This window comes from Brachybacterium sp. GCM10030252 (genome assembly GCF_042666535.1).
In the GTDB taxonomy this organism is placed as follows: Bacteria; Actinomycetota; Actinomycetes; order Actinomycetales; family Dermabacteraceae; genus Brachybacterium.
Map to the genome: position 1 here is coordinate 381,276 of NZ_JBHTDM010000009.1, position 25,014 is coordinate 406,289.

Consider the following 25,014-nt stretch of genomic DNA (forward strand, 5'->3'; position numbering starts at 1 on the left):
TTCCCGGGCTTACATCATGCCAGCGGTTGCGAGTCCGGTGCCGGAGTCAGCCAGTCCAGAGTGCGCAGCGTCTCCTCGGTGGGCCGGTACTCGGCGGCGACGGTGCCGGTATAGCCGTGAGCGCGCAGAGCCGAGCCGATCGCCGCGAAATCCACGGAGCCGCCGCCCGGCTCGCCGCGGTCCGGGGAGTCGGCGAGCTGGACATGACCGATGCGGTCGGCGGCGCCCTCGATGAGATCCACGATGTCGACCCCGTTCCGGGTGAGGTGGAACGTGTCCAGCAGCAGCATCACGTTCGGCGCGCCGACCTCGTCGATCAGCTCGAGCGCGTCCTGCGCGGTCTCCAGGGGGTATGCGCCGTTGAGGCCGCGGGCGAGCGGCTCGACCAGGATCACTCCGTCGCTGATGTCGCTGCCGTCGCGCGCGGTGAGGCCCGACATGGTCTCGGCGGCCCGACGGTAGGCGTGCACGGCCGCTTCGCGCGCCGCCTCCTGCGCCGCCTCCTGCGCCGCCTGGTCGGCGTCCGGCGGCACCTGTCCGTGCAACAGGTTGAAGCCGCGGCAGCCCGTGCGCTGGGCGATGGTGCGCAGCACGGCTAGGGAAGCCTCCAGCTCGTCCGCGCGCTCCGGGGCGCAGGCGATGCCGCGCTCGCCGGCGGCCATGTCCCCGGCGAAGACGTTCATGCCGGTCAGTCTCACGCCCGAGTCCTCGATCGTCTCGAGGATCTCCTCGACCGCACCGGGGTCCGGGTCGGCGGTGGGGAAGGGCCACCAGCACTCCACGGCCGTGAAACCGGCCTGCCGTGCCGCGGCGAAGCGCTCAAGGAGGGGCAGCTCGGTGAAGAGCAGGGAGACGTTCGCGCTGACGTCATATCGATGCCAGGTCAATCCTGTCTGTACGTGGGAATCCATGCCGCCATCTTGTCATATGAAGCTATACATGTCAGCATGTCTAACAATTACTTCATCTCAAGGGGGATCAGTGACGATCGACGAAGCCCAGCCCGAGCTGACCAGTGCAGTGCGCAGCCCGCAGTGGTACCTCAGCGCGACACGATGGACGCAGCTGACACTCACGGAGGACGACCCCTCCGCGCTCGACGTCGACTTCTGGGTCGACGTCATGACGCGGACCAGATCCAATGCGCTGTGTCTCAGCGCCGGCGGGTACATGGCCTTCTATCCCACGCAGATCCCATACCACTACCGCAGTACGCACCTGGGGGACCGGGACGTGTTCGGCGAGCTGGTCGAGGCTGCTCGCGGCCTCGACATGCACGTCATGGCACGTGTGGACCCGCACGCCGTCCACGCCGAAGCCGCGCAGGCGCATCCCGAGTGGTTGGACCACGGTCTCGACGGAGCGCCCGTGGAGCACGAGTCGATGCCGGGCCTGTGGTGGACCGACCCCATGAGCCCCTCGCACTGGGAGTTCACCACGCAGATCGCCCAGGAGATCGTGCGCGAGTACGACGTGGACGCCGTCTTCGCCAACCGCTGGGAGGGGCGCCGCCGCGTCAGCTACAACCCGCTCACCCGCGCCGCCTTCCTCTCGGCCACCGGGCAGGAGCTGCCCGTAGAGACGGACCCCTCCGATCCCGCCTGGCCCGCCTTCACCGCGTGGCGGCGCCGACAGCTCAGCGAGCTCGTCGTCCACTGGGACGACGCCGTCCGTGAGATCCGCCCTCACGTGCGGTTCATCCCCAACCGCGGAGGCGCCCTCACCCGTGATCTGGACAGCGATCTCGTCGAGGACCGGTATCCTATGTTCTTCGTCGACAAGCAGGGGCGGTCCGGGCTCGAGGCCTCATGGACTCCGGGTCGCGTGGGCAAGCGTGCGCGCGGCCTGTACCCCGACCGGCCCGTCGCCCTGATCACCTCCGTCGGCCCCGAGGACGGGGAGCTGCGCTGGAAGGATTCCGTCGCCGACCCCCACGAGACCCGCGGGCTCGTCGTCGACGGGTTCGCGCACGGGGCCCTCCCGTGGTTCACGAAGTTCAAGGGCGAATGCTTCGACACGCGGTGGGTCCAACCCATGGCCGACGCCTTCCGGTTGCACGCTCGCGTCGAGCAGGCCACGGGCCACCTGCGCCACACCGCGGAGGTAGCGCTTCTGGACTGCGTGGACCGCGCCTCGGCGACCCCCTTCGGGCAGGGCCACGGCGGGGGAGCGCACGAGGACGGCGTCTACCAGGCCCTGATCGAGGCCCGGATCCCCTTCGAGTACATCGCCGAGGAGGCACTGACCGCCCAGCGCCTGCGCGGCGTGCGGGTGCTCGTGATCCCCACAGGTGCCGATCTCGTCCCGGCGACCGTGGCTGCCATCGAGCAGTACGTCGCCGACGGCGGCGGCCTGGTGGCCGGGTACGACGCCGGGCTCACCGGCGGCTCGGACGGAAGCCCGGGCCGACTGGCCCTCGGGGACCTGCTCGGGGTCCGGCTCACCGGCGGCGTGCGTGGCCCGCTGAAGAACAAGTACATGAGCCTCGAGGCCGGCCACCCGCTCACCGCGGGATATGACGGCGCCCAGCGCATACTCGCCGGCGCCCACGTACTGGACATCGAAGCGCTGCCGGACGCGGACGTCGCCTTCCGCTTCGTCCCGGACTATCCCGACCTGCCGATGGAGGAGGTTTACCCCCGCCCCGGCCCGACTCCGCCCGCCGTGGTGACACGTCAGCATGCGGGTGGAGGGCGCACCGTGCACATCGCCTTCGACATCGGCGAGGTCTATTGGCGCGCACTCCAGTCCGACCACGGCCGTCTGATCGCCGACTCCGTGACCTGGGTACTGGGGCAGCAGCCCTCGCGCGTGAGCGTGAACGGGCAGGGCCTGGTGGACCTCGCGGTCCGCGAGGGCGAGGACGAGATCGCGGTGACCGTGGTGAACCTGACCGACCCCATGGCGATGCGCGGGCAGCGCCACGACGCTCTGCCTCTGCATGACCAGGAGGTCGTGCTGACCATCCCCGACGGCGCTGAACTCGGCACCGCCGATCTCGTCATTGCCGGTGGGCCGGCCCGCACCGAGGAGCGGGACGGCAGGCTGCACATCCCGCTCGAGACCGTCGACGACCTCGAGGTCGTCCACGTGACCTGGACACCGACCCGCACCGATGCGGTGCAACACGGAGGGCAAGCATGAGAATCGGATTCATCGGACTCGGCGTCATGGGCACCCCCATGGCGAAGAACCTCCTCGACGCCGGACATGACCTGCAGGTCCATCGCGTCAAGGAACGCTCGCAGCACCTCGTCGACGCCGGAGCCACCGCCGCGTCGACGCCAGCCGCAGCCGCCGCGGAGGCCGAAGCGGTGATCCTCATGCTGCCGGACACTCCCGACGTCGAGACCGTGCTCCGCGGCGAGGACGGTGTGCTCGCTGGGCTCGCCGACGGTGCGCTGGTGATCGACATGAGCTCGATCTCCCCCGTGCGAACCGAGCGGCTGGCCGCGGCCGTGCGCGAGACCGGCGGCGGCTGGGTCGATGCTCCCGTCTCCGGTGGCGAGGTGGGCGCGCGCGATGGTGCCCTGACCATCTTCGTCGGCGGTGAGGACGCCGACGTCGAGCGGGCGATGCCCCTGCTGGAGATCCTCGGGGCCCGCGTGACCCACATGGGACCACCCGGCGCCGGCCAGGCCACGAAGGTCGTCAATCAGGTCATCGTCGGCATGACCATCGAGGCCGTCGCCGAGGGGCTCGCACTGGCCGAGGCCTCCGGCATCGATCCCGAACGGGTGCGCGCCGCTCTCGACGGCGGTTTCGCGAGCTCGCGGATCCTCGAACTGCACGGGCAGAGGATGGTCGAGCGCGCGTTCGACCCCGGTTTCCGGCTGCGGCTGCACCGCAAGGACCTGCGTCTCGCCGAGGACGTTGCCGCGCACCGGGGCCTCACGCTGCCGGGGATTGAGGTCGTCGCCGCCCAGATGGACGAGGCCATCTCCCGCCAATGGCAGGAGCTGGACCATTCCGCGCTGTTCCGTCTGTTCGGCGAGGACTTTCGATGACAGGCGAGATGGCAGGGGGCGAGCCCGCTGCTGGCCAGGACCCCCGCGACGGGGCGCAGTGGTGGCACCAGCCGTTCCGCACCTTCCAGACAAACCTGCGGGAGATCGACGCCGAGCTGGACGTCGAGGCCGTGCTCACGGCCATCGAGTCCTACGGGGCGGACACCTGGCTGCTGAGCGTCGGCGGCATCATCGCCAACTACCCCAGTCGCCTCGAGGCCCAGACGGTCAACCCGCGGCTGGACCGGCGCCCTTCCGGCGACCTCGTGGGGGACGCGACGCGTGCCGCAGAGGCCCGCGGCATCCGCGTCCTGGCCCGCATGGATTTCTCGAAGGTCGACGCGCGGCGCGCGGAGCGGAATCCGCAGTGGTGTTTCGTCGCCCCGGACGGGCGGCCCCAGGTGTACAACGGCTATCGCAGCGTCTGCCCCAGCGGCGAGTACTACCAGCGCGAGATGTTCGACGTCGTCGCGGAGGTGCTGGAGAGGTACCCCATCTGCGGGCTCTTCTTCAACTGGATGTCCTTCAACGAGGTCGACTACAGCCGCCGCTACTGGGGTGTGTGCCAGTGCGAGGCGTGCCGTCGCGGCTTCGCGCGGTTCGCCCCCGGCGTGCCACTTCCGGCCGGGCCCGAGGATGAGGGTTATGGGACGTGGAAGGTATACACCGCGGCCGTGCTCGCCGAGCTGAATCAGCGGATGCGGGCACACGTGCGCCGGCTCGCCCCCGGCGCCGCGCTCATCCAGGGCGATCGTGCCGACATCACGTTCCACGAGGCCAACAACGCCGTCGGCCGCGAGCTGTGGCACCAGGCCACCGCCGACGCCGTGGACGTCGCGCGCTCCGAGGACCCGTCCCGAACGGTCTTCGTCAACGCTGTGGCCTTCATGGACATGCCGTACCGCTGGGCGGGGGAGGACCCGCGGCACATGGAGCAGTACGCCGTGCAGTCCATCGCCCATGGCGCCCAGCCGTCCACCTACATCATGGGTACGCCGGCCGACAGTCCGTTCCAGGCTCTGAAGGCCGGCGAGGCGATCACCCGCTTCCACCGCGACCATCAGAGCGAATACACCGATCTCGTCGCCACGGCGCGCACCGCACTGGTACGGCCGCGCGGCGGGCACGTCCGCAGCCGCCGTGAATTCGAGGGGTGGCACAGCGCTCTCAGCGAGAACCACATCCCCTTCGTGGTGCTCGCGGAGCCTGCACTCGCGACGATCTCCCGAGACCGGGTGGACCTGATCGTCCTGCCCGACCTCGGCGACCTGCCCGAGGAGGCGACTGTCGCCCTGACCGGCTTCGTCGCCGCCGGCGGAGCCGTGATCGCCACCGGCAGCTCCGGCTGGTCCCCGAACGGGCACCAGTTCGATGCCGGTGGCGAGCACCTCGCGCAGAAGGCGGTGTTCGACACCGAGGAATCGCTGCGCTCTCTGCACCTGGACATCGGTCGGTCCGTCGCCGGCGGTATGCGGCCGACGGAAAGTACCACGCGTTCCCACGGGCCGCAGTCCGGGGATGCGGCACCCCTCCACGTGCCCGTGATCGGGGAGTTCCGGGCCATCGGTGTGACTGGCGTGATCGATGGGACTGCTTCGTCGGGCGACGATGGGGCAGACGGCACGGCCGGGGACGCCGCCGCGCTCGAGGTCGACTGGCCCGTTCTGGGCCGTTCCTTGTACGGCCCGCCGGAGAAGTGTTATGGGAACGAACCCACCGGTCATGCCGGCCGGATCCGCCGGCGGTGCCCCACGGGCGGATCGGTGACGGTGCTGCCCTGGCTGCCCGGACAGGTGCTGCGCGAGCTCGGCCTGTCGGCCGTGGCCGCGGCGCTCGCAGAGACGGTGGCGACCGCGGGGCCTGCGAACCTCCGGTGGTCGGCGACCGTGCCCTCGTTCGTGCGAATCGTGCCGGGTCGCGGCGCAAAGGGCCCGCTGATCCACCTGATCAACCGCAGCGGGGAACGACCCCAGCGGTTCGTCGACCCCGTGACCACCGGGGTGGCGGAGCTGGACATCCCGTGCGAGGCCGAGCCGCGGGCAGTCCGCGCGCTCGTGGCCGGTGAGGACCTCGAGTGGGACTGGTCGGCCGGGACGCTGAGCGTGCGCACGCCCCCGGTCGACGTCTTCGAGGCTCTCTCCGTCCGGTGCTGAGGCACGGCCATACCGTGCGGCCCAAGGAAGCTGAGCCAGATAGGCATGTACTCTTGACAGACAATCTGTCATTCGCGAGGATTGTCCACATGGGGGCTACGAAGCCCTCGGTCCTTCCAACGACGGGAGCACAGCAATGCGTCACCTCAGCCGACGGAGTCTTTTCACCGGAGCCGGCGCGATAGCCGGCACGAGCGCGCTGGCCGCCTGCGGCGGTGTGGCAGGAGGTGGAGGCGGTAGCGCTGACGGCGGCGTCCGCTACGCCTTCTGGGGCAACAACGTCAGGCAGCAGAACTATCAGGAAGCCTTCGACCTGATGGAGCAGCAGAACGAGGACCTCACCCTCACGGTGGAGTTCGCCGAATACTCCGCGTTCCAGGAGCGCATGACGACCCAGATGGCGGCGGGAAATGTCGCCGACATCTTCTGGATCCCCTCCGCGCAGGTCATGACCTACTACGCCAATGGCCTCTACCGGCCGTTGGACAGCGTCGGGAGCCTGGACCTGAGTGACTATTCCGAGCAGGACATCGAGGACTTCTCCCTGGACGGCGAGCACAACACGATGCCGTTCGGCATCTTCGTGCCCGTGATCCGCTACAACGCCACCTTCGCCGAAGAGGACGGCGTGGACTGGCCCGAGTCGTGGGACTGGGACGGCTTCGCCGAGTTCGCCAAGGACTACTCCTCGAACACGGAGGATCGCTGGGCCGTGGCCTACGCCGCCGACGCCGACCTGCCCTTCGAGGGATGGCTGCGCCAGCACGGCGAACAGCTGTGGACCGAGGACGGCCGCATCGGCTACACCCAGGAGGGTCTCGAGAGCTGGTTCGCCTGGTGGGAGGACCTCCGCGAGGCCGGCGCCACCCCCAGCATCGGGGAGCAGGACGGCGTGGCGGCCGGCTGGGAGGACGTGGGCGACCGTTGCCTGGCCTGGTTCAGCAACTCCAACCACATCGTCGACGACGCGACGATGTTCCCCGATTTCGAGTTCGGTCTCTCGCACCTGCCCGTGGACCCATCGGCGCCCGAGGGGCACCAGTTCCTCTACTATCCCCGCCAGGCGATCTACGCCGACGCCAGTGACGAGAAGGCCGAGCTGGCCGGTGAAGTCTTCAACTTCACCCACGGGACCGTGGACATGCTGAAGATCGTGGGCCTGACGATGGGTGCTCCGGTGAACCCGAGGGTGACCGAGGAGTACAGGGAGTTCGCCAGCGACAACGAGAAGAAGATGCTCGACGTGGTCACCGAGGATCGCGACGTGGATCGCCAGCCCCGGTACGAGGCACCCGCCGGATCGAGCACCTGGCGCACCGTCATGACCCGGGTGCTGGAGGAGATCACCAGCGGCAGCTCGACGATCCCCGAGGGGGCCGCAGACATGATCGCTGAGATCAACCAGGGCATCGATCGCGCCGCCAGCGGTGAGGAGGACGGATGAGCGCGCCCGCGGCGGCGCCGGCGGCGGAGGAGGCCTCGGCCGGCTCACCGCGGCCGCGGCGGAAGACGCGGCACAATCAGGAGCTCGCGGCGCACGCGTTCATGTCGCCGTGGCTGACCGGACTGCTGCTGGTGACGGCCGCGCCCATGTTGGCCTCGCTGTACCTCTCCTTCACCGACTACAACATCATGACCGCGCCCGAGTTCATCGGGCTCGACAACTTCCAGCGCATGCTCGGCGACGACAGGTTCTGGGCGTCGGCGCGCGTGACCAGTATGTACGTGCTGGTCTCGGTGCCGCTGCAGCTGGTCTTCGCGCTCGCGCTGGCTCTCGTGCTGGATAGGGGACTGCGCGGGCTGTCCATCTACCGCAGCGCGTACTACCTGCCCTCTCTGCTGGGCACGAGTGTGGCCGTGGCGGTGCTGTGGAAGCAGATCTTCGGACAGGAGGGCCTGGTCAATCAGGCTCTCGCCCTGATCGGCATCGACGGCGCGAACTGGCTGCAGAATCCGGACAGCGCCCTGTGGACGCTGATCGTCCTCAACGTCTGGACCTTCGGTTCGCCGATGGTGATCTTCCTGGCCGGGCTGCGGCAGATCCCGGAGGAGCTGTACGAGGCGGCGAGAGTGGATGGGGCCTCGAAGCTGCACATGTTCCGTCACGTCACCATCCCCCTGCTGACTCCGATCGTCTTCTTCAACCTGATCCTGCAGACCATCGGCTCGTTCCAGGCGTTCACGCAGGCCCACGTGATCAGCAGCGGCACGGGCGGCCCCGTCGACTCGACGTTGTTCTACACCCTGTACATCTACCAGCAGGCTTTCGTGAACTTCGACATGGGGTACGCCTCAGCTCTGGCCTGGGTGCTGCTGCTCGCAATCGCGCTGATCACCGCCCTGCACTTCACCCTGTCCAAGTACTGGGTGTTCTACGGAGACTGATATGGCCACTTCCACCCTTGACCCCGCCCCGGCCGCCGGGGAGACCGCGCCACGGCTCGCCGCGGCGCCCTCGATGCGCCGATCCCGGACCCGTGGAGCGATCATCCGGCACTGCGGACTGGTCCTCTTCGGGCTCTTCATGCTCTACCCACTGATCTGGATGGCGGTCAGCGCATTCAAGCCCTCGCACCTGGTGCTCACCGACCCCAGCATCATCCCCACCGAGCTCACACTCGAGAACTTCATCAACGGCTGGATGGTGGGAGGGTTTCCGTTCTGGGTGTTCTTCAGCAACTCCGCGGTGGTCGCCGTCAGCGCCATCCTGGGGAATCTGCTGTCCTGCTCGCTGACCGCCTACGCCCTCGCCCGGCTCGAGTTCCGCGCACGAAACGTCTACTTCGCGATCGTACTAGTCACGGTGATGCTGCCGATGCACGCAGTCATCATCCCGCAGTACATCGTCTTCTCGAGCCTCGGGCTGGTGAACACGTTCGTGCCGCTGATCCTGCCCAAGTTCCTCGCCACGGACGCGTTCTTCATCTTCCTCATGGTCCAGTTCATCCGCGGGATCCCGCGCCAGCTGGACGAGGCGGCCGCGATCGACGGCGCTGGACCGTTCCGGGTGTTCCGCAGCATCATCCTGCCGCTCATGAAGCCCGCCCTCATCACCACCACGATCTTCACGTTCATCTGGACCTGGAACGACTTCTTCGGACAGCTGATCTACCTGACGGACTCCTCGGTGTTCACCGTCCCGATCGCGCTCAACGCGCTCGTGGATTCCCAGTCACAGCAGGGGACCGGCACTCTCATGGCGATGTCCCTGCTGTCGCTGATCCCGCTGCTGCTGTTCTTCGCGTTCGCCCAGAAACACCTGATCCGCGGTATCGCGACCACGGGGCTGAAGTGAGCGGGCTGAGCAGCGGCAGCGGCATGAGCGCGTGGGCCGCTAGCCCGGCGCGGATCGGGGTGACCGGCAGCGCTCGTGCGGACCTCGAGGCGATCCGGGAGGCCGCCGGCGAGAGCGTGGCGGACCTGGACGCGGGCGAGCCCGCGGACGACGTCCGCGCGCTGCTGGGGGCGTCTCCCAGCAGCGACCTGCGAGCCTTCCCGTCCCTCGAATGGGTCCACAGCACTGCCGCGGGAGTCGACGCGTGGCTGCGGCCCGGCTCCGTGCCCGCCATGGTCACGCTGACCTCCGCAGCCGGCAACGGAGCGATCCCCCTTGCCGAGCACGCCCTCATGCTGATGCTCATGATCAGCCGCGATGCCCCCGCCTGGGCCGCGGCGCAGCAGCGTCACGTCTGGCAGCGGCGTGTGCACGGAGAACTCGCCGGGACGCGCCTCGGGATCATCGGGTACGGCCACAGCGGCAAGGATCTCGCAGCCAAGGCCCGGGCCTGCCACATGCAGGTGACGGCCCTGCGCCGCCGGGGCGAAGCGGAGTGCGACGGACTGGTGAGTCTGCGGTACGGCGCCGACGGGCTGCGCAATCTGCTGAGCACCAGCGACATGCTGGTGGTGACGGCCCCGCTGACCCCTGAGACGACGGGAATGATCGGCGCCGCGGAGATCGCGCTGATGCCGCCGGGATCCGCGATCATCGTCACCTCCCGCGGCGGGATCGTCGACGAGGACGCCCTTGTCGATGCTTTGCGCTCGGGTCACCTCGGCGGGGCCGGCATAGACGCCCACGCGGTCGAACCCCTGCCGGTGAGCAGCCCGCTGTGGAACGCCCCGGGCGCCATCATCACCCCGCACAATGCGGCGACCACACCGGCGACGGTCGAACGCGGCCGGCAGATCATGCTCGAGAACGTCCGACGGTGGGTGCGGGGCGAGGAGCTGCGCAACATCGTGGATCGGGATGCGGGGTACTGACGTGTAGGGCGCTGAGGGGCGGTGCCCGGGCGACGACAGCACGTAGCCGCGCACCGGGAGCCGAGCCCGGCGGCTCCGGACTACGCCTGGTCGCTCGTCGACCGCTCGATGACGTTCCGGATGTGCTCACGCATGGCCGATTCGCCGGCCGCTGCGTCGCCGCTCTCGAGAGCGTCGATGATCGCCTCGTGCTCGCCGATCGCTTCCCGGACGTCGGTGACGCCCCGGTGGACCATGCGTCGCAGCCGATGCACCAGCGAACCGAGATCCTGCGACATCTCCATCAGGTAGCGGTTCCCGCAGTGACGGAAGATCACCTCGTGGAACTCGCGGTCGCGGGCGAAGTAGTCCGCAGCCAGCGACACGTCGCGCCGCCCGGAGTCGAGCGCCGTGATCACGGCCTCCCCGGCGCGGCGGTGCTGTTCCTGTGCGGCGCGCAGCTCGGGGAGCAGCGCCGCCGGGGACGCGGCCGCGGCGAGCCGGACGGCGGTGCATTCGAGCATCTCGCGCGCCGTGAACAGTTCGGCCAGCTGATCCTGTCCCAGCGGCGGAGAGACCCGGTATCCCTTGCGGACCGTGCGCGTGACCAGGCCCGTGCGCTCCAGCTGGACCAGGGCCTCGCGCACCGGGGTGGGGGAGACGTCGAGTTGCTCGGCGATGGTGCTGATCGACAGGCGCGCGCCCGGAGGGGCGTCGTCGCGCAGCAGCATCTCCAAGATGCTGTCGTAGACGTATTCACGCAGGTCAGAGCGAGCAGGACTGCGGGACGTCGGCATGAGGGAACTGGCCGGCACCCCGGGCTCGTCGCGAGTTTCCATGCCCATGAGGGTAGCCGTGTCCCGATGGTCGGACGGGCGTCATCGCGCTTGACGTAGATCGTAGATCGTATATTCTCTACGAGATCGTGTTGCGTGGCGCACGCCGCGAATCGCATCGCGCACTCATCCCCTGGCACTCACCGTCGAGCCGGCCGTGCCGGAGTCGCTCAGCCGTTCGTCCTCGCCGTCCCGTGCAGGCGGTCCTGCAGACATCGAGGGCGGTCGGTCGCACCGTCAGCACGGCGCCCCGCGCCGAACAGCACACGAGAGGACACACCATGCCACGCGAGGTTCGCACGGTCGCCGTGCTCGGCTCCGGCTACATGGGAGGAGGGATCGCGCAGGTCTTCGCCGCGGCCGGATTCACCGTCCAGCTGGCCGACCAGAGCGCCGAGGTGGCCGCGGCTGCCCGCGACCGCCTCGTCGCCCAGAGCCGCGAGTTCGAGGCCCGTGAGCTCTTCGCCTCGGGCGCGGCAGACGCGGTCGACCGTCATCTGCACGCCGCCGACTCCGTGGAGGAGGCCGCCGGTCAGGCCGACCTCATCATCGAGGCCGTGTTCGAGGACGTCGACGTCAAGAGCGAGGTCCTCGAGCGGGCCTCCGCCCATGCACGCCCAGACACGATCATCGGCACGAACACCTCGACCATCTCGGTGAACACCCTGCGATCCGCCGTGACCGCCCCGGAGCGCTTCCTGACCATCCACTTCTTCAACCCGGCACCCTTCGTGCCGGGAGCCGAAGTGGTCGCGAGCGAGGACACCGACGAGGCCGTCGTCGAGGCCGTCGTGCGTGTGCTCGAACGCGCGGGAAAGCGTCCCGCCGTGGTCGGGGACACTCCGGGCATGGTCGTCAACCGCATCCAGTACGCCATGGTCAGCGAGGCCTTCCGGGTCGTGGAGGAAGGCGTGGCCTCGATGGAGGCCATCGACACCCTGGTGCGCAACAGCTTCGGATTCCGGCTCGGCCTGGTCGGACCGTTCTCGATGGTCGACCAGGCGGGTGTCGACGTCTACGCCAAGTGCTTCGGGATACTCCGCGACGCGTTCGGCGACCGCATGGCCCCGCCTGCCGCGCTGGAGTCGGCAGTCGCCGAGGGCGCGCTCGGCATGAAGTCCGGCCGGGGTCTGCTCGGCGAGTACGACGAGGACACCCGCGCCGCGATCCAGGGCTACCGCGACCACGCGTACGTGCGGATGCAGGGACTCCAGGACGATCTCGGCGCCCCTCCCTCCGCCGGCGCCACCCAGCACTGACCTACTCCCACCCCAGCCCAGATTTCCACGCGATCAACGGAGACGACGTGACCGACGCGACCATGCCCGTCATCAAAGCCGACCCCTACGTGCGCGACACGAGCAAGATCCTCGAGCCGCCACGGGGCTGGAGACCCTCGCTGAGATTCCTCGGTCCCGGAATGGTCACCAGCGCCGCCGTTGTCGGTTCCGGTGAGCTCATCACCGCCACCGCGCTCGGCGCCGAGGTCGGGTTCATCCTGCTGTGGGTGATCCTGCTGTCGACCATCGTGAAGGTCGGCGTCCAGATCGAACTGGCCCGCTGGAGCATCTCCACCGGGAAGTCCTCGGTCACCGGCTACAACGACGTCGCCCCGAAGCTGTTCGGCAGGAGTTGGATGACCTACCTGGGTCTGCTGAACTTCACCCAGGGCATCATCGGGCAGGGCGGGGTGCTGTCGGCCGCAGCCTTCGCGTTCTCCGCCGCCCTGCCCGTGCTCGGCGCACCGCTGTCGGCCCCGTCCCTGGCGTTCTGGATCATCGCCATCGTCGCCGCCACCATCGCGATCCAGGTGACCAACAAGTACGAGCTCGTCGAGCGGCTGTGCACCGTCCTGGTCGTGGTCGTCACCGGTTGCGTGCTGGCTCTGGTCATCGGTCTGCAGTTCACCCAGTTCTCCTGGACCCTGATGGACGTCGGCCAGGGGCTGTCCTTCCAGCTCTCGGCCGGCGCGATGGGTCTGGCCCTGGCCGTCTTCGGCTTCACCGGCATCGGCGCCGACGAGATCACCAAGTACACCTACTGGTGCGTCGAGAAGGGCTACGCCGCCTGGGCGGGACCGAATGACGGCTCCCAGGAGTGGGCCGACCGCGCCCGCGGGTGGATCTCCGTGATGAAGAAGGACGCCTGGCTCTCGTGGGTCATCTACACCGTCTCGACCGTCGCGTTCTACGTCCTCGGCGCCGCCGTGCTGCACCCCCAGGGACTGCGGCCCGAGGGTACCGACGTCCTGGCGACGATCTCGCGGATCTTCACCGACACCCTCGGCACCTGGGCGGAGGTGTTCTTCCTGCTCGGCGCCGGTGTCGCCCTCTTCAAGACGGTGCTGGCCAACACGCCCGGCTTCGCGCGCCAGATGACGAACACCCTCGCCATGGTCGGTGCGTTCCGGTGGGAGGACGCCGCGGCGCGTGACCGGTGGGTGCGGATCTTCATCGTCGGCCTGCCTCTGGTCTGGGGCGGATTCGCCTACGGGCTGCAGGCACCGCTGACGATGGTGATCATCGCCGGCATCGTCAACGCCTTCTGGCTGATGGCGGTGGTGATCGCGGTGGTCTACCTGGGACGGACGCAGACCGACGCGCGGCTGCGCGACGGATGGGCCTTCACGGTCTACTTCGCCCTCTCCGCCGTCGTCGCGTTCGGCATCGGCATCGTCACGCTGATCGACCAGTTCTGAGCCATGGACGCTCGTGACCTGTCGCTGAATTGCTCGCTGTCGCTGCAGTCCACGCCACTGCGTGAGCGCGCCGCTCGGGCGAGAGACCTGGGCTTCGAGGCCGTGGAGTTCTGGTGGCCGTTCGCGGCCCAGCACCCCGACGAGAGCGAGATCGCCGCCTTCGTCGACAGCATCCGCCGCGCCGAGGTCGAGCTGGTGCTGCTGAACTTCCCGGGTGGCGGGCCCTCGGTCGACGACCGCGGTCTGCTGTGCGTGCCGGGGCGGGAGGACGACTTCGCCCGTGCGGCGGAGACGGCGATCGGCGTCGGCCGGCGCCTGGGCGTGCGCCGGTACAACCCCATGGCGGGCAACCTCGCCGAACCGGGGCCGCCGACACCGGAAGAGTTCGAGACGGCGCTGCACAACCTGGTGCGCATCGCCCCGATGGTCGCCGCCAGCGGGGCGCGGATCGTGCTGGAGCCGCTCTCCGGGTTCGCCCGTGCCGCGTTGACCTCGTTCGCGGACGCTCGGACGCTCGCTGTGGAGGCCCGCGGCGCGGGAGCTGCCGATGTGGACGTCCTGCTCGACATCTATCACGCGGCGGTCCAGCGCGATGCCGTTCTGGAGGGGGGCATGCCCGACCCGGCGCTGATCGGCCACGTCCAGGTTGCCGACGCCCCCGGACGCGGGTGGCCAGGTACGGGCGAGCTTCCTCTGCGGACCTGGCTCCACGATCTGCGCCGTCGCGGTTACCAGGGCAGGATCGGCATCGAATGCTCCGGGGAGCAGCCGCTCCTGGCCCGCGAGGTCGCTTCGCGACTGTGAGCGCTATCGTGCGCTCGCCTGGCCGAATACGGCCGGCGAAGGGCGGGAGAGCCCGACTGCGCGCACCGAAGGGACCGCAACCGAGGGCTCCGTGAGAAGATGCGCCGTCGGAACCGCCACCTCTGTGCGCCGCATGCCTCGACCCCAGGAGCCCCAGTGCCCACCACCGAACAGCTCGATGCGATCACCTATGAGGATCTGACCGCCACCGGCGCCACCAAATGGGTCCGGGGCGACGGCGTGATCGGCGCGTTCGTCGCCGAGATGGACTACGGCGTCGCCCAGCCCATCACCGACCGTCTGCACCGCGAGGTCGACCGCGGCGCGTTCGGATACCTGCCCGGTGACCTGAAGGCGGAGATGCAGGCGGCCACGGCGGAGTTCGTACGGCGCCATGCCGGCTGGGAAGTCCCGCCCGAGGACATCCACGAGATGCCCGATGTGATCACGGTGTACCAGGCGGCCATCGACTCGTTCACGTCTCCGGACTCGAAGATCATCGTCCCCACCCCGGCCTACATGCCCTTCCTGCTGCTGCCGCCGCTGATCGGGCGTGAGGTCATCGAGGTCGAGATGGCGCTGGATGCGGAGACGAACCAGTACCGCTACGACCTCGAGGCCCTCGAAGCGGCCTTCGACGCCGGCGGGGAGCTGCTCGTGCTGTGCAATCCGGGCAATCCCACCGGGCGAGTGCTCACCCGCGAGGAGCTCGAGCAGATCGCCGAGCTCGTGGACCGCAAGGGCGGCCGGGTCTTCTCCGACGAGATCTGGATGCCACTGGTGCTCAGCGGCTCCCACATCTCCTACGCCTCCCTCAGCGAAACCACTGCGAACCACACCATCACGGCCGTCGCCGCCTCCAAGGCCTTCAACCTTCCGGGGCTGAAGTGCGCCCAGATGATCACCAGCAACGATGCCGACCGGAAGCACTGGCGCGCAGTCGGTCACTTCGTCGAGCACGGCGCCGCAAACCTGGGCCTGGCCGCGACCTCGGCCGCATACACGGAGGGAGAGGACTGGCTCGGCGACATCGTCGAATATCTGCGGCGCAACCGCGACGAGCTCTCTGCCCTGGTCGCCGAACTGCTTCCCCGCGCCTCGGTCACGACGATGGAAGGCACCTACGTCGCCTGGCTCGATCTGCGCGCCTACGACGTCGACGGGTCCCTGCACTCGTACCTGCTCGAGCACGCCCGGGTCGAATGCACCGACGGCACGGCATGCGGGCGGGCCTGGGACGGGTACGTGCGGTTCATCTACGCCATGCCGCGCCCGCTGATGGTCGAGGCGATCACCCGGATTGCGAGGGCCCTCGACCCGTCATGAGGTCTCCTTCGGCGGGCGGAACAGGAACTGCGGGACGAGATCTTCGGCGATGCGACGGTCCACGCCGACGTCGTACAGCGAGCCGACGAGTTCCGGGCGGAGCACGTCCTGTGGTGGGCCGTCGGCCCGGATCCGTCCGTCGGCCAGAACGATCACCCGGTCGCAGTAGCGGGCGGCGAGGTTGAGATCGTGCAGCACCACCACGGTGGCCGGGCCCTGCTCGCGCACGAGGGCGAGCACCTGGTGCTGGGAGCCGATGTCCAGATGGTTGGTGGGCTCATCCAGCAGCAGCAAACGCGCCTGCTGGGCGAGCACGCGCGCCATCAGCACGCGCTGGCGCTCGCCGCCGGAGAGGCTGCCGAACTCCTGGCGAGCCAGCTGCTGGGCGCCGGTGCGGCGCAGGGCGTCGGCGGCGACGGCGAGATCCTCCTCGGTGCGGCCGCCGAAGGATCCGCGATGGGGGATGCGTCCCAGCAGCACCACGTCGGCCACGGTCAGCGGGACATCGCCGGGCGCCTCCTGCGCCATCACCGCGATCTGCCGGGCGCGTTCGCGGCTCGTGCACGAAGCCAGATCTTGGCCATCCAGCAGCACTCGCCCGGACTGGGGCACCAGCGCCCGGTGCAGGATTCTCAGGGCGGTCGTCTTGCCGCTGCCGTTGGGGCCGACGAGGCCCACCACCTCGCCCTCGCCGGCGGTGATGTCCACCCCGCGCAGCACGGCGTGGTCCCCGAAAGCATGGTGCAGCCCAGTGGCCTCCAGCAGCGGCCTCACGCGGCGGGCTCCTGCTCGGCCAGCCATGTGTGGATCCGTTCCAACCCGTCGACGACCAGCGGTGAGGCCGGTTCGCAGAAGTTGAACAGCAGCGGCAGCACCGTCTGCTCCGTGACGGCGCGCAGACTGGAGAGCCGGTCGGAGGCGACCATCTCCCGGGCGATCTCGCTGCCATCGCGCTGTCCCTTGTGGAGCACGATGACGACGTCCGGATCCGCCTCCAACAGCGGCTCGGCGCCGACCTCGAAGACGCGCTCGGCGGTGTCCTCGAAGACGTTGGCGAGACCCACGGCGTCCAGCTGCGCGGTGACCATGCTGGCGGCGCCGTAGGCGTACAGCGGGCCGCCGCCGACCGACGGGTACAGCACCGCGGCGGTGCGGGCGGCCGACGGGTTCTGCTGCGCGGCGGCGGTGACCGCGTCGATGCGCTCGTGCAGCTCGGTGGTGAGCCGCTCGGCCGGCTCCGCGCGGTCCAGGATCTGCCCGTACACGGCGATCTCCTCATCGAGCTGCTCGAAGCTCGCGCGCTCGGTGCCGGCGCAGAAGACGTTCTGGACCAGCACCTCGGCGCCGGCGGCCCGCATGCCCTCCCGGGTGATGCCATCGGGCAGGCCCAGCACCAGGTCCGGCTGCTGGGCGATGACCAGCTCCTGGGAGATCTGGAGGTGGCCTGCGGCGTCGACGTCCTCCGACAGCGCGGGGATCTGCTCGATGCGGGCAGAGAGCTCCTCGCTGTAGTAGCCGGGGGAGAAGGTTCCCGCGCGGCCTATCACCAGATCGAGTGCCCCGAGGCCGTCCAGTGTGGTCACGGGGGCGGTCTCCAGCAGCATGATCCGGTGCGGCGGGGCATCGAAGCTCAGCTGGCTCTCGCAGTTCTCGATCTGCAGTGGGAAGCCGGTCGCGGTCGTGCCGCCGCCGTCGGACCCCTCCGCAGCGGACCGACCCGCGCCGGTGCCGCCCGCGTCCGAAGCTTCCGTGGCCGAGCCGCCGGAGCAGGCGGCCGTTCCGAGCGTGGCGAGGGCGGTGAGAGCGGTGAGGGAGAAACGGCGACGGTCCATGGGACCTCCGATCACGGTGCGGCGGGAGTGAGGGGCGAGAGTGTGCGGGGCGAGGAGAGACGAGGGAGCGGGGAGATAGGGGAGCGGTGCGGGGAGAGACGGAGGTGGGGGCGGGGACAGAGGGGCGGTGAGAGACGTGCGTCGGACAGGCGATGGCGAGCCGCGCGGGCCGGCTCAGTGCCGCTGGGCGTAGAGCCGGCGCACGAGGACCAGCAGGAACGGAGCGCCGACGGCCGCGGTCAGCACGCCGATCGGCAGTTCCTGCGGCGGCATGATCACGCGGGCCAGCGCGTCGGCCCACAGCAGGAACAGCGCGCCCAGCAGCGCGCTCGCCGGGATCAGCACCCGGTGCCGGGCCCCGACCACTCGGCGAGCCAGATGCGGGATCACCAGGCCCACGAACCCGATCGCGCCGGCGCCGGCGACCGCCGCCGCGGTGCACATCGAGACCACCACCAGGAATCCGATGCGGGCGCGGTCGGGGTCGATGCCCAGGCCGTGGGCGGTCTCGTCGCCGGCGCTGAGGGCGTCGAGGGTGGTGGAGAAGAAGGTCAGCACGGCGGCGCCGAGCACCGCGGCCGCCGCGGCGAGGACGAGGAATGCGTTCCACTGCGCGAGCGAGAGGGAGCCGAGCATCCAGAACATCACCGAGCGGGAGCCCTCCGCGGAGTCGGAGGAGAAGATCAGCAGGTTCGTCGCCGCCGAGAGGGCGTAGCCCACCGCCACGCCGGACAGCAGCAGCCGCAGCGAGGTGACGCGTCCGCCGGTGCGGGCGATCAGGAACACCAGCAGCGCCGCCCCCAGCGCTCCGGCGAAGGCGAGCACTCCCTGCGCATAGTCGCCCAGCGCTGCGCCGACGCCGAAGAGGATCGCCCCGGCAGCCCCGGTGGAGGCGCCGCCGGAGATGCCCAGGATGTAAGGGTCGGCCAGCATGTTGCGCACCAGAGCCTGCAGCGTCGCGCCGCAGATCGCCAGGCAGGCGCCGACGGCCGCGCCCATCAGCACGCGGGGCAGGCGCACAGTCCAGACGATCGCGTCGGTCGCCGGATCGGCCGCGGCGGCGGCCTGCGGCGAAAGCCAGGCGGGAGCGCCGAGATGGTGGGTGAGGACCTGCCAGGTGGCGGCCGCGGGGATCGCGACGGGGCCGACGCCCATGGTCAGCACGAGGCTGGCCAGCACGGCGAGGGCGAGGCCGAGGAGCAGGAGGGTTGAGCGGCGGTCGCGGGCGCGGACGCCCAGGGAGTCCTGGGTGGGGCGATCCCTGGCGGGACCCCTATCGCGCGGCGGTGAGACAGGGTCGTGCGCGGACGGGAGCGCGATTGGGGAGCGGGCTGCACGTCCCGGGGCAACCGCGTCCGGCGGCTGCGGGACGGACGGCAGGTTCGAGGTCACTTGCATGAGGGTACAAATATCGCCGCCGGGGCACCGGCTCCGTCCGCGCCGTGACCCGAACGTGACCGGCGCGGCACCACGCCCTCACTCGGGGTGATGCACTCCCGGCAGATGCGCCGAACCCAGACGGTGCAACAGCTCATGAGCGAGGCCATCACTGATCTCGTAGCGGATCTCCCGGCCGGCACGCTCGGCACTCACCCATCCGGCCTCACGCAGCAGGGCGAGGGCGTGGGAGGTGGTCGACTCCCGAGCCTCGATCGCGCGCGCGATATCGGTCGAGCGCACTCCGGGATGAGCGTGGATGCAGAACAGGATCTGCAGCCGGCGCGGATCGGAGAGCAGCGCCATCCGAGAGGCGATCTCCTCCATGCTCCCCACGCTCGCGAGCATGTCGCGCAGCTCGCCCACCAGTGCGTCGTCCGTGGCGGCGCTCTCGCCCGTGCGGGTGTGCGTCGGGCAGTCGGGGAGAGGGCCGGCGGGCGCAGGGCTGCTCATGACGGTCACTGTAGACGCCGGCTGGCATAGCGCTCCGTGACGTCACAGCGCAGGGTGCCGCTTCCCGCGACGGAGCACACAGGCCGGCGGGCTCTCGGAAAGCGCGCAGCACGTCGCCGGATCGATTCAAGAGCTGCATTCATGAGACGGCGGGTCACGGTCGGGTCACGGCGCATTCCGCGGGAGGCGTCGGCTCCACAACATCCCTACGGTTCCCAGGTCGCGGGCGAGGCGGTTCCTCCTCTCGCCCGCGGCACGTCCCCGCACTGCTCCCCGCAGCATCCGTCCCCCGCAGAGTCTGTCCCCGCAGGCCCCGTCCCCCGAAGGAGAGGCGCGATGAGCATCGACGCCGACAACGCGACCCCCGCCAGCCCACCGCCCGGCGCTCCGGCCCCGACGGTGTCGGCCGACGCCCGCGCCGCCACCGCCGAGAGCCTCGAGGACTACACCCTCCGCTTCGCCCCGCGCTCCTACCGCCAGTGGACCCCGGCCGTGGTCGCGACCTCCGCCCTCGGAGGCATCGCCTACCTCGCCGACTTCTCCATCGGCGCGAACATCGCCCTGAACCACGGCACGATCAACGGCTTGATCGGCATCCTCGTGGCCGCCGGGATCATCTTCCTCAGCGGATTCCCGCTGGCCTACTACGCCGCCCGCTACAACCTCGATCTGGACCTCATCACCCGCGGCTCCGGGTTCGGCTACTACGGCTCGGTGATCACGAACGTCATCTTCGCTTCGTTCACGTTCATCTTCTTCGCCACCGAGGGCTCGATCATGGCCCAGGGTCTCTTCCTCGGCTTGGGGATCCCTCGCTGGATCGGCTATCTCGTCTCCACCCTGATCATCTTCCCGCTGGTCATGTACGGCATGAAGGCTCTGTCCAAGCTGCAGGTGGCCACCACCCCGGTGTGGCTGGTGCTGATGGTCATCCCGGTCGCCTACCTCGTCTTCTCCCATCCCGGCTCGGTCGAGACCTTCTTCGACTACGGCGGCGAGGACGGTGAGGGCGGTGTCAGCTTCGCCGCCGCGATGCTCGCCGCGGGCGTGTGCCTCTCACTGATCGCGCAGATCGCCGAGCAGATCGACTACCTGCGGTTCATGCCGCCGCGCACCGCGGAGAACCGCCGTTCGTGGTGGGCGGCGACGATCCTGGGCGGGCCCGGCTGGGTCATCTTCGGAGCGATCAAGCAGATCCTGGGTATGTTCCTGGCTGTGTACCTGGTCGCCAACATCCCCGGCGCCCGCGATTACGCCAACGAGCCCGTCCAGCAGTTCCTGACCACCTACGAGCAGCTCATGCCCGGGTGGATCGCTCTGGTGCTCGCGGTGATCCTGGTGGTCATCTCGCAGATCAAGATCAATGTCACCAACGCCTACTCCGGGTCCCTGGCCTGGACGAACTCCTTCACCCGCGTCACCAAGCGCTACCCGGGCCGGCTGGTGTTCCTGGGCGTGAACCTGGGGATCGCGCTGATCCTCATGGAAGCGAACATGTTCGACTTCCTCGATTCGATCCTCAGCTTCTACGCCAACGTGGCCATGTCCTGGATCATCGTGGTGGCCACCGACATCGTCATCAACAAGTACATCCTGAAGCTCTCGCCGAAGAAGCCGGAGTTCCGCCGCGGCATGATCCACGACTGGAATCCCGTGGGGATCGTCGCGCTGGTGCTCTCGGCCGGTGTCTCGATCGCGATCTTCTTCGGAGCCTTCGGCCCGGCCGTCCAGCCCTTCTCCCCGCTGTTCGCCGTCGGCATCGCCGTGGTCGTCACGCCGCTGATGGCGATCGCCACCCAGGGCCGCTTCTACCTCCGCCGCACCGACGACGGCATCGAGGAGCCGATGTACGACGAGGACGGCAACCCGTCGGGCGAGACCCTGTACTGCCATGTCACCGGCATGGACTTCGAGCGGCCGGACATGATCGCCTCCGCCAAGGTGGGCCCCGAGGGTGAGAAGCTCTACCTCAGCTCCCTCGCCCTGACCACCGACCGCACCGGAGAGCATGTTCTCCCCAAGGAGTGATTCGTGAAGTTCACGCCGGCCGACACCGAGAAGCTGCTGCTGGCCACCGCGGGCATGGTGGCACGGGACCGTCTCGAGCGCGGGGTGCGTCTGAACCACCCCGAGACGGTCGCGCTGCTGAGCTGCTGGGTGATCGAGCGTGCCCGTGAGGGCCGCAGCGTCGAGGAGCTCATGGTGGAGGGCCGGCGTGTTCTGACCCGGGAGCAGGTGATGGAAGACGTTCCCTCTCTGCTGGCCGACGTCCAGATCGAGGCGACCTTCCCCGACGGTCGCAAGCTGGTGACCATCCACGACCCCATCGACGGAGCCGGCGCCGGTGACGGCCCCGGCGCGCTGAGGACAGCCGACGGGGAGCGCGTCCTGAACCAGCGCGCGGAGGAGGACCGGCTGACCCTGGTGTTCGAGAACACGGGGGATCGACCGATCCAGATCGGCTCGCACATCCACCTGCCGGACGTGAACTCCGCGCTCTCCTTCGACCGCGAGGCCGCCCGGGGGTTCCGGCTCGACATCCCTGCCGGCACCTCGATGCGCTTCGAGCCCGGCGCCTCCCGCGAGCTGGACCTGGTGCGGCTCGGCGGGGCGCGCCGCGTGCCCGGCATACAGATCCGACCAGGGGAGCCCTCGGCCGACGGCAGGCAGTCGGCCCCAGCCGTTGACGGGGCCGGCCCGTCGGCGAACGGCGGATCCGCCCCGTCGCCCGCTCGCAAGAAGGAGGTGTGAGTGATGGTCACGATCAGCGCTGCACGCTACGCCGCCCTGTACGGCCCCACCGCCGGCGACCAATTGCGCCTGGGTGACACGGACCTGTGGATCCAGGTCGAGGAGGACCGCACCGTCGGCGGTGAGGAAGCCGTCTTCGGCGGAGGCAAGTCGATCCGTGAATCGATGGGCCAGGGCGGGACGACCCGTGCCCAGGGCGCACCGGACACGGTCATCACGAATGCTGTGGTGCTGGATCACTGGGGTGTGGTGCGGGCCGACGTCGGCCTGCGCGAGGGGCGCATCGTCGCGCTCGGCAAGGCAGGCAACCCCGACGTCTCCGACGGGATCCACCCGGATCTGCAGATCGGCCCGTCGACCGACGTCATCGCCGGGGAGGGCAAGATCCTCACCGCGGGCGGCTTCGACATGCACGTACACCTGCTCTCGCCGTCCCAGATCCACGAGGCCCTCGCCACCGGGATCACCACCGTCGGCGGCGGAGGCACCGGCCCCTCCGAGGGCAGCCGCGCCACCACCGTCACGCCGGGTGCCTGGCACCTGGCCACCATGCACCAGGCCTTCGATCAGTTGCCGGTGAATCTGCTGCTGCTGGGCAAAGGAAACACCGTCTCCGCCGAGGGGCTCGCCGAGCAGGCGCTCGGAGGCGCCGCCGGGTACAAGGTCCACGAGGACTGGGGCGCGACGCCCGCCGCCATCGATGCCTCGCTCCGAGCCGCCGGGGAGCATGGCCTGCAGGTCGCCCTGCACTCGGACTCGTTGAACGAGGCCGGGTTCGTCGAGTCCACGATCGAGGCGATCGGCGGGCGCAGCATCCACGCCTTCCACATCGAAGGCGCCGGCGGCGGTCACGCCCCGGACATTCTCGAGATCGCCTCCCTGCCCAACGTGCTGCCGGGTTCGACGAACCCGACCCTTCCGCACACCGTGAACACCGTCGCTGAGCACCTGGACATGCTCATGGTGTGCCACCACCTCAAGGCGTCCGTCCCCGAGGATCTCGCCTTCGCCGAGTCCCGCATCCGCGCCACCACCATCGCCGCAGAGGACATCCTGCACGACATGGGCGCGCTGTCGATCACGTCCTCGGACGCCCAGGCGATGGGCCGGATCGGCGAGGTCATCACCCGCACCTGGCAAGTCGCCCACGTGATGAAGCAGCGCCTCGGGTCGCTCGGGGACACCCTCCCGGCCGACAACGAACGCGCCCGCCGTTACGTCGCGAAGTACACGATCAACCCCGCGGTCGCCCACGGCGTCGATGCGCACATCGGATCCGTGGAGCCGGGGAAGATGGCTGATCTCGTGCTGTGGGATCCGAGGTTCTTCGGCTCCCGCCCCTCGCTCGTGCTCAAGGGCGGCACTATCGCCTGGGCAGCGCTCGGGGACCCCAACGCCTCGATCCCCACCCCGCAGCCGGTGCTCATGCGACCCGCCTTCGGCGACGCGATCGGGGCACGCACCTCCGTCTCCTTCGTCGCGCCGTCGGCCCTCGAGGACGGATTGCGCGATCGCCTGGGGCTGCAGCGGCAGCTGCTCCCGGTCGCCTCGACCCGCGAGGTCACCAAGGCGGACCTGAAGAACAACGATGCCCTGCCGCGCATCGACATTCGGCCGGACACCTTCGAGATCAGCATCGACGGTGAGCCGGTCGAGCCCGCGCCCGCCACAGAGCTGCCCCTCGCCCAGCTGTACCAGATGTTCTGATCGATGAGTTCGACCCTGGCGATGCTGCTGGCGGATTCCCGTCTGCCCGTCGGCGCCCATGTCACCTCCAATGCGCTCGAGGCAGCTCTGCGCACCGAGCTCGAGCCTGCCCAGGTGGGGGACTACCTCACTTCGCGGATGCTCACGGTCGTCCCGGTCGAGGCGGGCACCGCCGTGGTCGCCCGGCAGCTCGGGCTGCTGAGCCCGCGTGCGCCCACGGCTCCGGAAGACGCGCGGATCGAGCATCTGCACGCCGAATGGGCCGCCCGCACCCCGAGCCGCGCCCAGCGCGAGATCACCGTGGCCCTCGGCGATGGCCTGCGGCGCCTGGCCGACGTGCTCTGGCCGGGCGCCGTCCCCGCCGCCGGCCTGCCCCGACCGATCGTGCTCGGACTCATCGCCGCCGCGGCCGGTCTCGGCGCCGCCGACCTCGTCCGTCTGGTCGCCTACGACGACGCCCAGACCGTCGTCGCCGCCGGATTGAAGCTCGAACCGTCCGATCCCCGCGCCGCCACCCGCCTCGTCCTCGAGGCCTGCGTGCGGCTTGAACCCCAGGTGGCCGCGCTCGCCGCGCTCACCGACCCGGCGCAGATCCCCTGCACCGGGGCCCCGCTGACCGAAGGCTGGGCCGAAGCCCAGACGCAACTGCCCAGGAGGCTCTTTGAAGCGCCCTGGGTTTCGTTCCGATCCTGATACGAGGAGGATTGGAACATGCCGAGCAAGTACCCACAGTCGTTCCGGGACCGTGCCATTCGCATGGTCACC

At 69.5% G+C, this 25,014-nt stretch carries 21 protein-coding genes; 15 read left to right on the forward strand and 6 right to left on the reverse strand.

The features are described 5' to 3' along the window. Positions 1 to 14 precede the first annotated feature (14 nt). Positions 15 to 911: a hydroxypyruvate isomerase family protein gene (locus tag ACFQRJ_RS10350; RefSeq protein WP_377018969.1), complete on the reverse strand. Its 897-nt coding sequence runs from the start codon at positions 909 to 911 to the stop codon at positions 15 to 17. 70 nt (positions 912 to 981) lie between these two features. Here ACFQRJ_RS10350 and ACFQRJ_RS10355 point away from each other — a divergent pair, with 70 nt between their 5' ends. The 7 genes from ACFQRJ_RS10355 to ACFQRJ_RS10385 all read left to right on the forward strand — a co-directional run bounded on the left by ACFQRJ_RS10355 (position 982) and on the right by ACFQRJ_RS10385 (position 10,426). Continuing rightward, positions 982 to 3,144, forward strand: a complete 2,163-nt coding sequence (locus ACFQRJ_RS10355) for a family 10 glycosylhydrolase (protein ID WP_377018970.1) — start codon at positions 982 to 984, stop codon at positions 3,142 to 3,144. After that, entirely contained in the window at positions 3,141 to 4,007 is an 867-nt protein-coding gene (locus ACFQRJ_RS10360) for an NAD(P)-dependent oxidoreductase (protein ID WP_377018971.1), read from the forward strand. The genes ACFQRJ_RS10355 and ACFQRJ_RS10360 overlap by 4 nt, the downstream gene beginning before the upstream one ends. Beyond that, positions 4,004 to 6,160 carry an alpha-amylase family protein gene (locus tag ACFQRJ_RS10365; RefSeq protein WP_377018972.1) on the forward strand — a complete coding sequence of 719 codons (2,157 nt, stop codon included), beginning with the start codon at positions 4,004 to 4,006 and terminating at the stop codon, positions 6,158 to 6,160. Before ACFQRJ_RS10360 ends, ACFQRJ_RS10365 begins: the two co-directional genes overlap by 4 nt. Positions 6,161 to 6,296: 136 nt before the next feature. Further along, a complete protein-coding gene (locus tag ACFQRJ_RS10370; RefSeq protein WP_377018973.1) occupies positions 6,297 to 7,604 on the forward strand; it encodes an ABC transporter substrate-binding protein in 1,308 nt (435 codons plus the stop codon). Then, entirely contained in the window at positions 7,601 to 8,545 is a 945-nt protein-coding gene (locus ACFQRJ_RS10375) for a carbohydrate ABC transporter permease (RefSeq protein WP_377018974.1), read from the forward strand. Before ACFQRJ_RS10370 ends, ACFQRJ_RS10375 begins: the two co-directional genes overlap by 4 nt. A 1-nt stretch (position 8,546) precedes the next feature. Next, complete coding sequence (locus tag ACFQRJ_RS10380; RefSeq protein WP_377018975.1) at positions 8,547 to 9,455, forward strand: carbohydrate ABC transporter permease; 909 nt, start codon at positions 8,547 to 8,549, stop codon at positions 9,453 to 9,455. Positions 9,456 to 9,478: 23 nt separating this feature from the next. After that, the gene (locus ACFQRJ_RS10385) at positions 9,479 to 10,426 is read left to right on the forward strand and encodes a D-2-hydroxyacid dehydrogenase (RefSeq protein WP_377018977.1); all 948 of its coding nucleotides are present in this window, start codon (positions 9,479 to 9,481) and stop codon (positions 10,424 to 10,426) included. An 80-nt stretch (positions 10,427 to 10,506) separates the two neighbouring features. On the opposite strand, the gene ACFQRJ_RS10390 is transcribed toward ACFQRJ_RS10385, so the two are convergent. Next, on the reverse strand, positions 10,507 to 11,244 hold the full coding sequence (locus ACFQRJ_RS10390) for a GntR family transcriptional regulator (RefSeq protein ID WP_377018978.1): 738 nt from the start codon (positions 11,242 to 11,244) through the stop codon (positions 10,507 to 10,509). Between the two features lie 278 nt (positions 11,245 to 11,522). On the opposite strand from ACFQRJ_RS10390, the gene ACFQRJ_RS10395 reads away from it, so the two are divergent. The 4 genes from ACFQRJ_RS10395 (at position 11,523) to ACFQRJ_RS10410 (ending at position 16,069) form a co-directional block, all read left to right on the forward strand. Further along, positions 11,523 to 12,500 carry a 3-hydroxyacyl-CoA dehydrogenase family protein gene (locus tag ACFQRJ_RS10395; protein ID WP_377018979.1) on the forward strand — a complete coding sequence of 326 codons (978 nt, stop codon included), beginning with the start codon at positions 11,523 to 11,525 and terminating at the stop codon, positions 12,498 to 12,500. A 47-nt stretch (positions 12,501 to 12,547) separates the two neighbouring features. Beyond that, positions 12,548 to 13,939, forward strand: coding sequence for an Nramp family divalent metal transporter (locus tag ACFQRJ_RS10400; protein ID WP_377018980.1), 1,392 nt, complete (start codon positions 12,548 to 12,550; stop codon positions 13,937 to 13,939). A 3-nt stretch (positions 13,940 to 13,942) separates the two neighbouring features. Then, positions 13,943 to 14,743 (forward strand): TIM barrel protein, encoded by an 801-nt coding sequence (locus ACFQRJ_RS10405; protein ID WP_377018981.1) that lies wholly within the window; start codon positions 13,943 to 13,945, stop codon positions 14,741 to 14,743. 156 nt (positions 14,744 to 14,899) lie between these two features. Then, positions 14,900 to 16,069: a MalY/PatB family protein gene (locus tag ACFQRJ_RS10410; protein ID WP_377018982.1), complete on the forward strand. Its 1,170-nt coding sequence runs from the start codon at positions 14,900 to 14,902 to the stop codon at positions 16,067 to 16,069. Here ACFQRJ_RS10410 and ACFQRJ_RS10415 read toward each other — a convergent pair. The 4 genes from ACFQRJ_RS10415 to ACFQRJ_RS10430 all read right to left on the reverse strand — a co-directional run bounded on the left by ACFQRJ_RS10415 (position 16,064) and on the right by ACFQRJ_RS10430 (position 19,791). Beyond that, on the reverse strand, positions 16,064 to 16,843 hold the full coding sequence (locus tag ACFQRJ_RS10415; RefSeq protein WP_377018984.1) for an ABC transporter ATP-binding protein: 780 nt from the start codon (positions 16,841 to 16,843) through the stop codon (positions 16,064 to 16,066). The genes ACFQRJ_RS10410 and ACFQRJ_RS10415 overlap by 6 nt on opposite strands. Next, on the reverse strand, positions 16,840 to 17,901 hold the full coding sequence (locus ACFQRJ_RS10420; RefSeq protein WP_377018985.1) for an ABC transporter substrate-binding protein: 1,062 nt from the start codon (positions 17,899 to 17,901) through the stop codon (positions 16,840 to 16,842). The genes ACFQRJ_RS10415 and ACFQRJ_RS10420 overlap by 4 nt, the downstream gene beginning before the upstream one ends. Positions 17,902 to 18,075: 174 nt before the next feature. Continuing rightward, positions 18,076 to 19,293, reverse strand: coding sequence for a FecCD family ABC transporter permease (locus ACFQRJ_RS10425; protein ID WP_377018986.1), 1,218 nt, complete (start codon positions 19,291 to 19,293; stop codon positions 18,076 to 18,078). Positions 19,294 to 19,377: 84 nt separating this feature from the next. After that, complete coding sequence (locus ACFQRJ_RS10430; RefSeq protein WP_377018987.1) at positions 19,378 to 19,791, reverse strand: ArsR/SmtB family transcription factor; 414 nt, start codon at positions 19,789 to 19,791, stop codon at positions 19,378 to 19,380. 336 nt (positions 19,792 to 20,127) lie between these two features. On the opposite strand from ACFQRJ_RS10430, the gene ACFQRJ_RS10435 reads away from it, so the two are divergent. The 4 genes from ACFQRJ_RS10435 to ACFQRJ_RS10450 are packed head-to-tail and all read left to right on the forward strand — an operon-like array spanning position 20,128 to position 24,942. Continuing rightward, on the forward strand, positions 20,128 to 21,819 hold the full coding sequence (locus ACFQRJ_RS10435; protein ID WP_377018988.1) for a purine-cytosine permease family protein: 1,692 nt from the start codon (positions 20,128 to 20,130) through the stop codon (positions 21,817 to 21,819). 3 nt (positions 21,820 to 21,822) lie between these two features. Continuing rightward, complete coding sequence (locus ACFQRJ_RS10440; RefSeq protein ID WP_377018989.1) at positions 21,823 to 22,542, forward strand: urease subunit gamma; 720 nt, start codon at positions 21,823 to 21,825, stop codon at positions 22,540 to 22,542. Between the two features lie 3 nt (positions 22,543 to 22,545). Beyond that, complete coding sequence (locus ACFQRJ_RS10445) at positions 22,546 to 24,249, forward strand: urease subunit alpha (protein WP_377018991.1); 1,704 nt, start codon at positions 22,546 to 22,548, stop codon at positions 24,247 to 24,249. Positions 24,250 to 24,252: 3 nt separating this feature from the next. Next, a complete protein-coding gene (locus tag ACFQRJ_RS10450; RefSeq protein ID WP_377018993.1) occupies positions 24,253 to 24,942 on the forward strand; it encodes an urease accessory protein UreF in 690 nt (229 codons plus the stop codon). Positions 24,943 to 25,014: the final 72 nt, after the last annotated feature.

Bases quoted from the DNA above. Each gene is read 5' to 3' on its own strand.
- ACFQRJ_RS10350 (WP_377018969.1), bottom strand. From the start codon at position 911: ATGGATTCCCACGTACAGACAGGATTGACCTGGCATCGATATGACGTC.
- ACFQRJ_RS10360 (WP_377018971.1), top strand. From the start codon at position 3,141: ATGAGAATCGGATTCATCGGACTCGGCGTCATGGGCACCCCCATGGCG.
- ACFQRJ_RS10365 (WP_377018972.1), top strand. From the start codon at position 4,004: ATGACAGGCGAGATGGCAGGGGGCGAGCCCGCTGCTGGCCAGGACCCC.
- ACFQRJ_RS10370 (WP_377018973.1), top strand. From the start codon at position 6,297: ATGCGTCACCTCAGCCGACGGAGTCTTTTCACCGGAGCCGGCGCGATA.
- ACFQRJ_RS10375 (WP_377018974.1), top strand. From the start codon at position 7,601: ATGAGCGCGCCCGCGGCGGCGCCGGCGGCGGAGGAGGCCTCGGCCGGC.
- ACFQRJ_RS10380 (WP_377018975.1), top strand. From the start codon at position 8,547: ATGGCCACTTCCACCCTTGACCCCGCCCCGGCCGCCGGGGAGACCGCG.
- ACFQRJ_RS10385 (WP_377018977.1), top strand. From the start codon at position 9,479: ATGAGCGCGTGGGCCGCTAGCCCGGCGCGGATCGGGGTGACCGGCAGC.
- ACFQRJ_RS10390 (WP_377018978.1), bottom strand. From the start codon at position 11,244: ATGGAAACTCGCGACGAGCCCGGGGTGCCGGCCAGTTCCCTCATGCCG.
- ACFQRJ_RS10395 (WP_377018979.1), top strand. From the start codon at position 11,523: ATGCCACGCGAGGTTCGCACGGTCGCCGTGCTCGGCTCCGGCTACATG.
- ACFQRJ_RS10405 (WP_377018981.1), top strand. From the start codon at position 13,943: ATGGACGCTCGTGACCTGTCGCTGAATTGCTCGCTGTCGCTGCAGTCC.
- ACFQRJ_RS10420 (WP_377018985.1), bottom strand. From the start codon at position 17,901: ATGGACCGTCGCCGTTTCTCCCTCACCGCTCTCACCGCCCTCGCCACG.
- ACFQRJ_RS10430 (WP_377018987.1), bottom strand. From the start codon at position 19,791: ATGAGCAGCCCTGCGCCCGCCGGCCCTCTCCCCGACTGCCCGACGCAC.
- ACFQRJ_RS10435 (WP_377018988.1), top strand. From the start codon at position 20,128: ATGAGCATCGACGCCGACAACGCGACCCCCGCCAGCCCACCGCCCGGC.
- ACFQRJ_RS10445 (WP_377018991.1), top strand. From the start codon at position 22,546: ATGGTCACGATCAGCGCTGCACGCTACGCCGCCCTGTACGGCCCCACC.
- ACFQRJ_RS10450 (WP_377018993.1), top strand. From the start codon at position 24,253: ATGAGTTCGACCCTGGCGATGCTGCTGGCGGATTCCCGTCTGCCCGTC.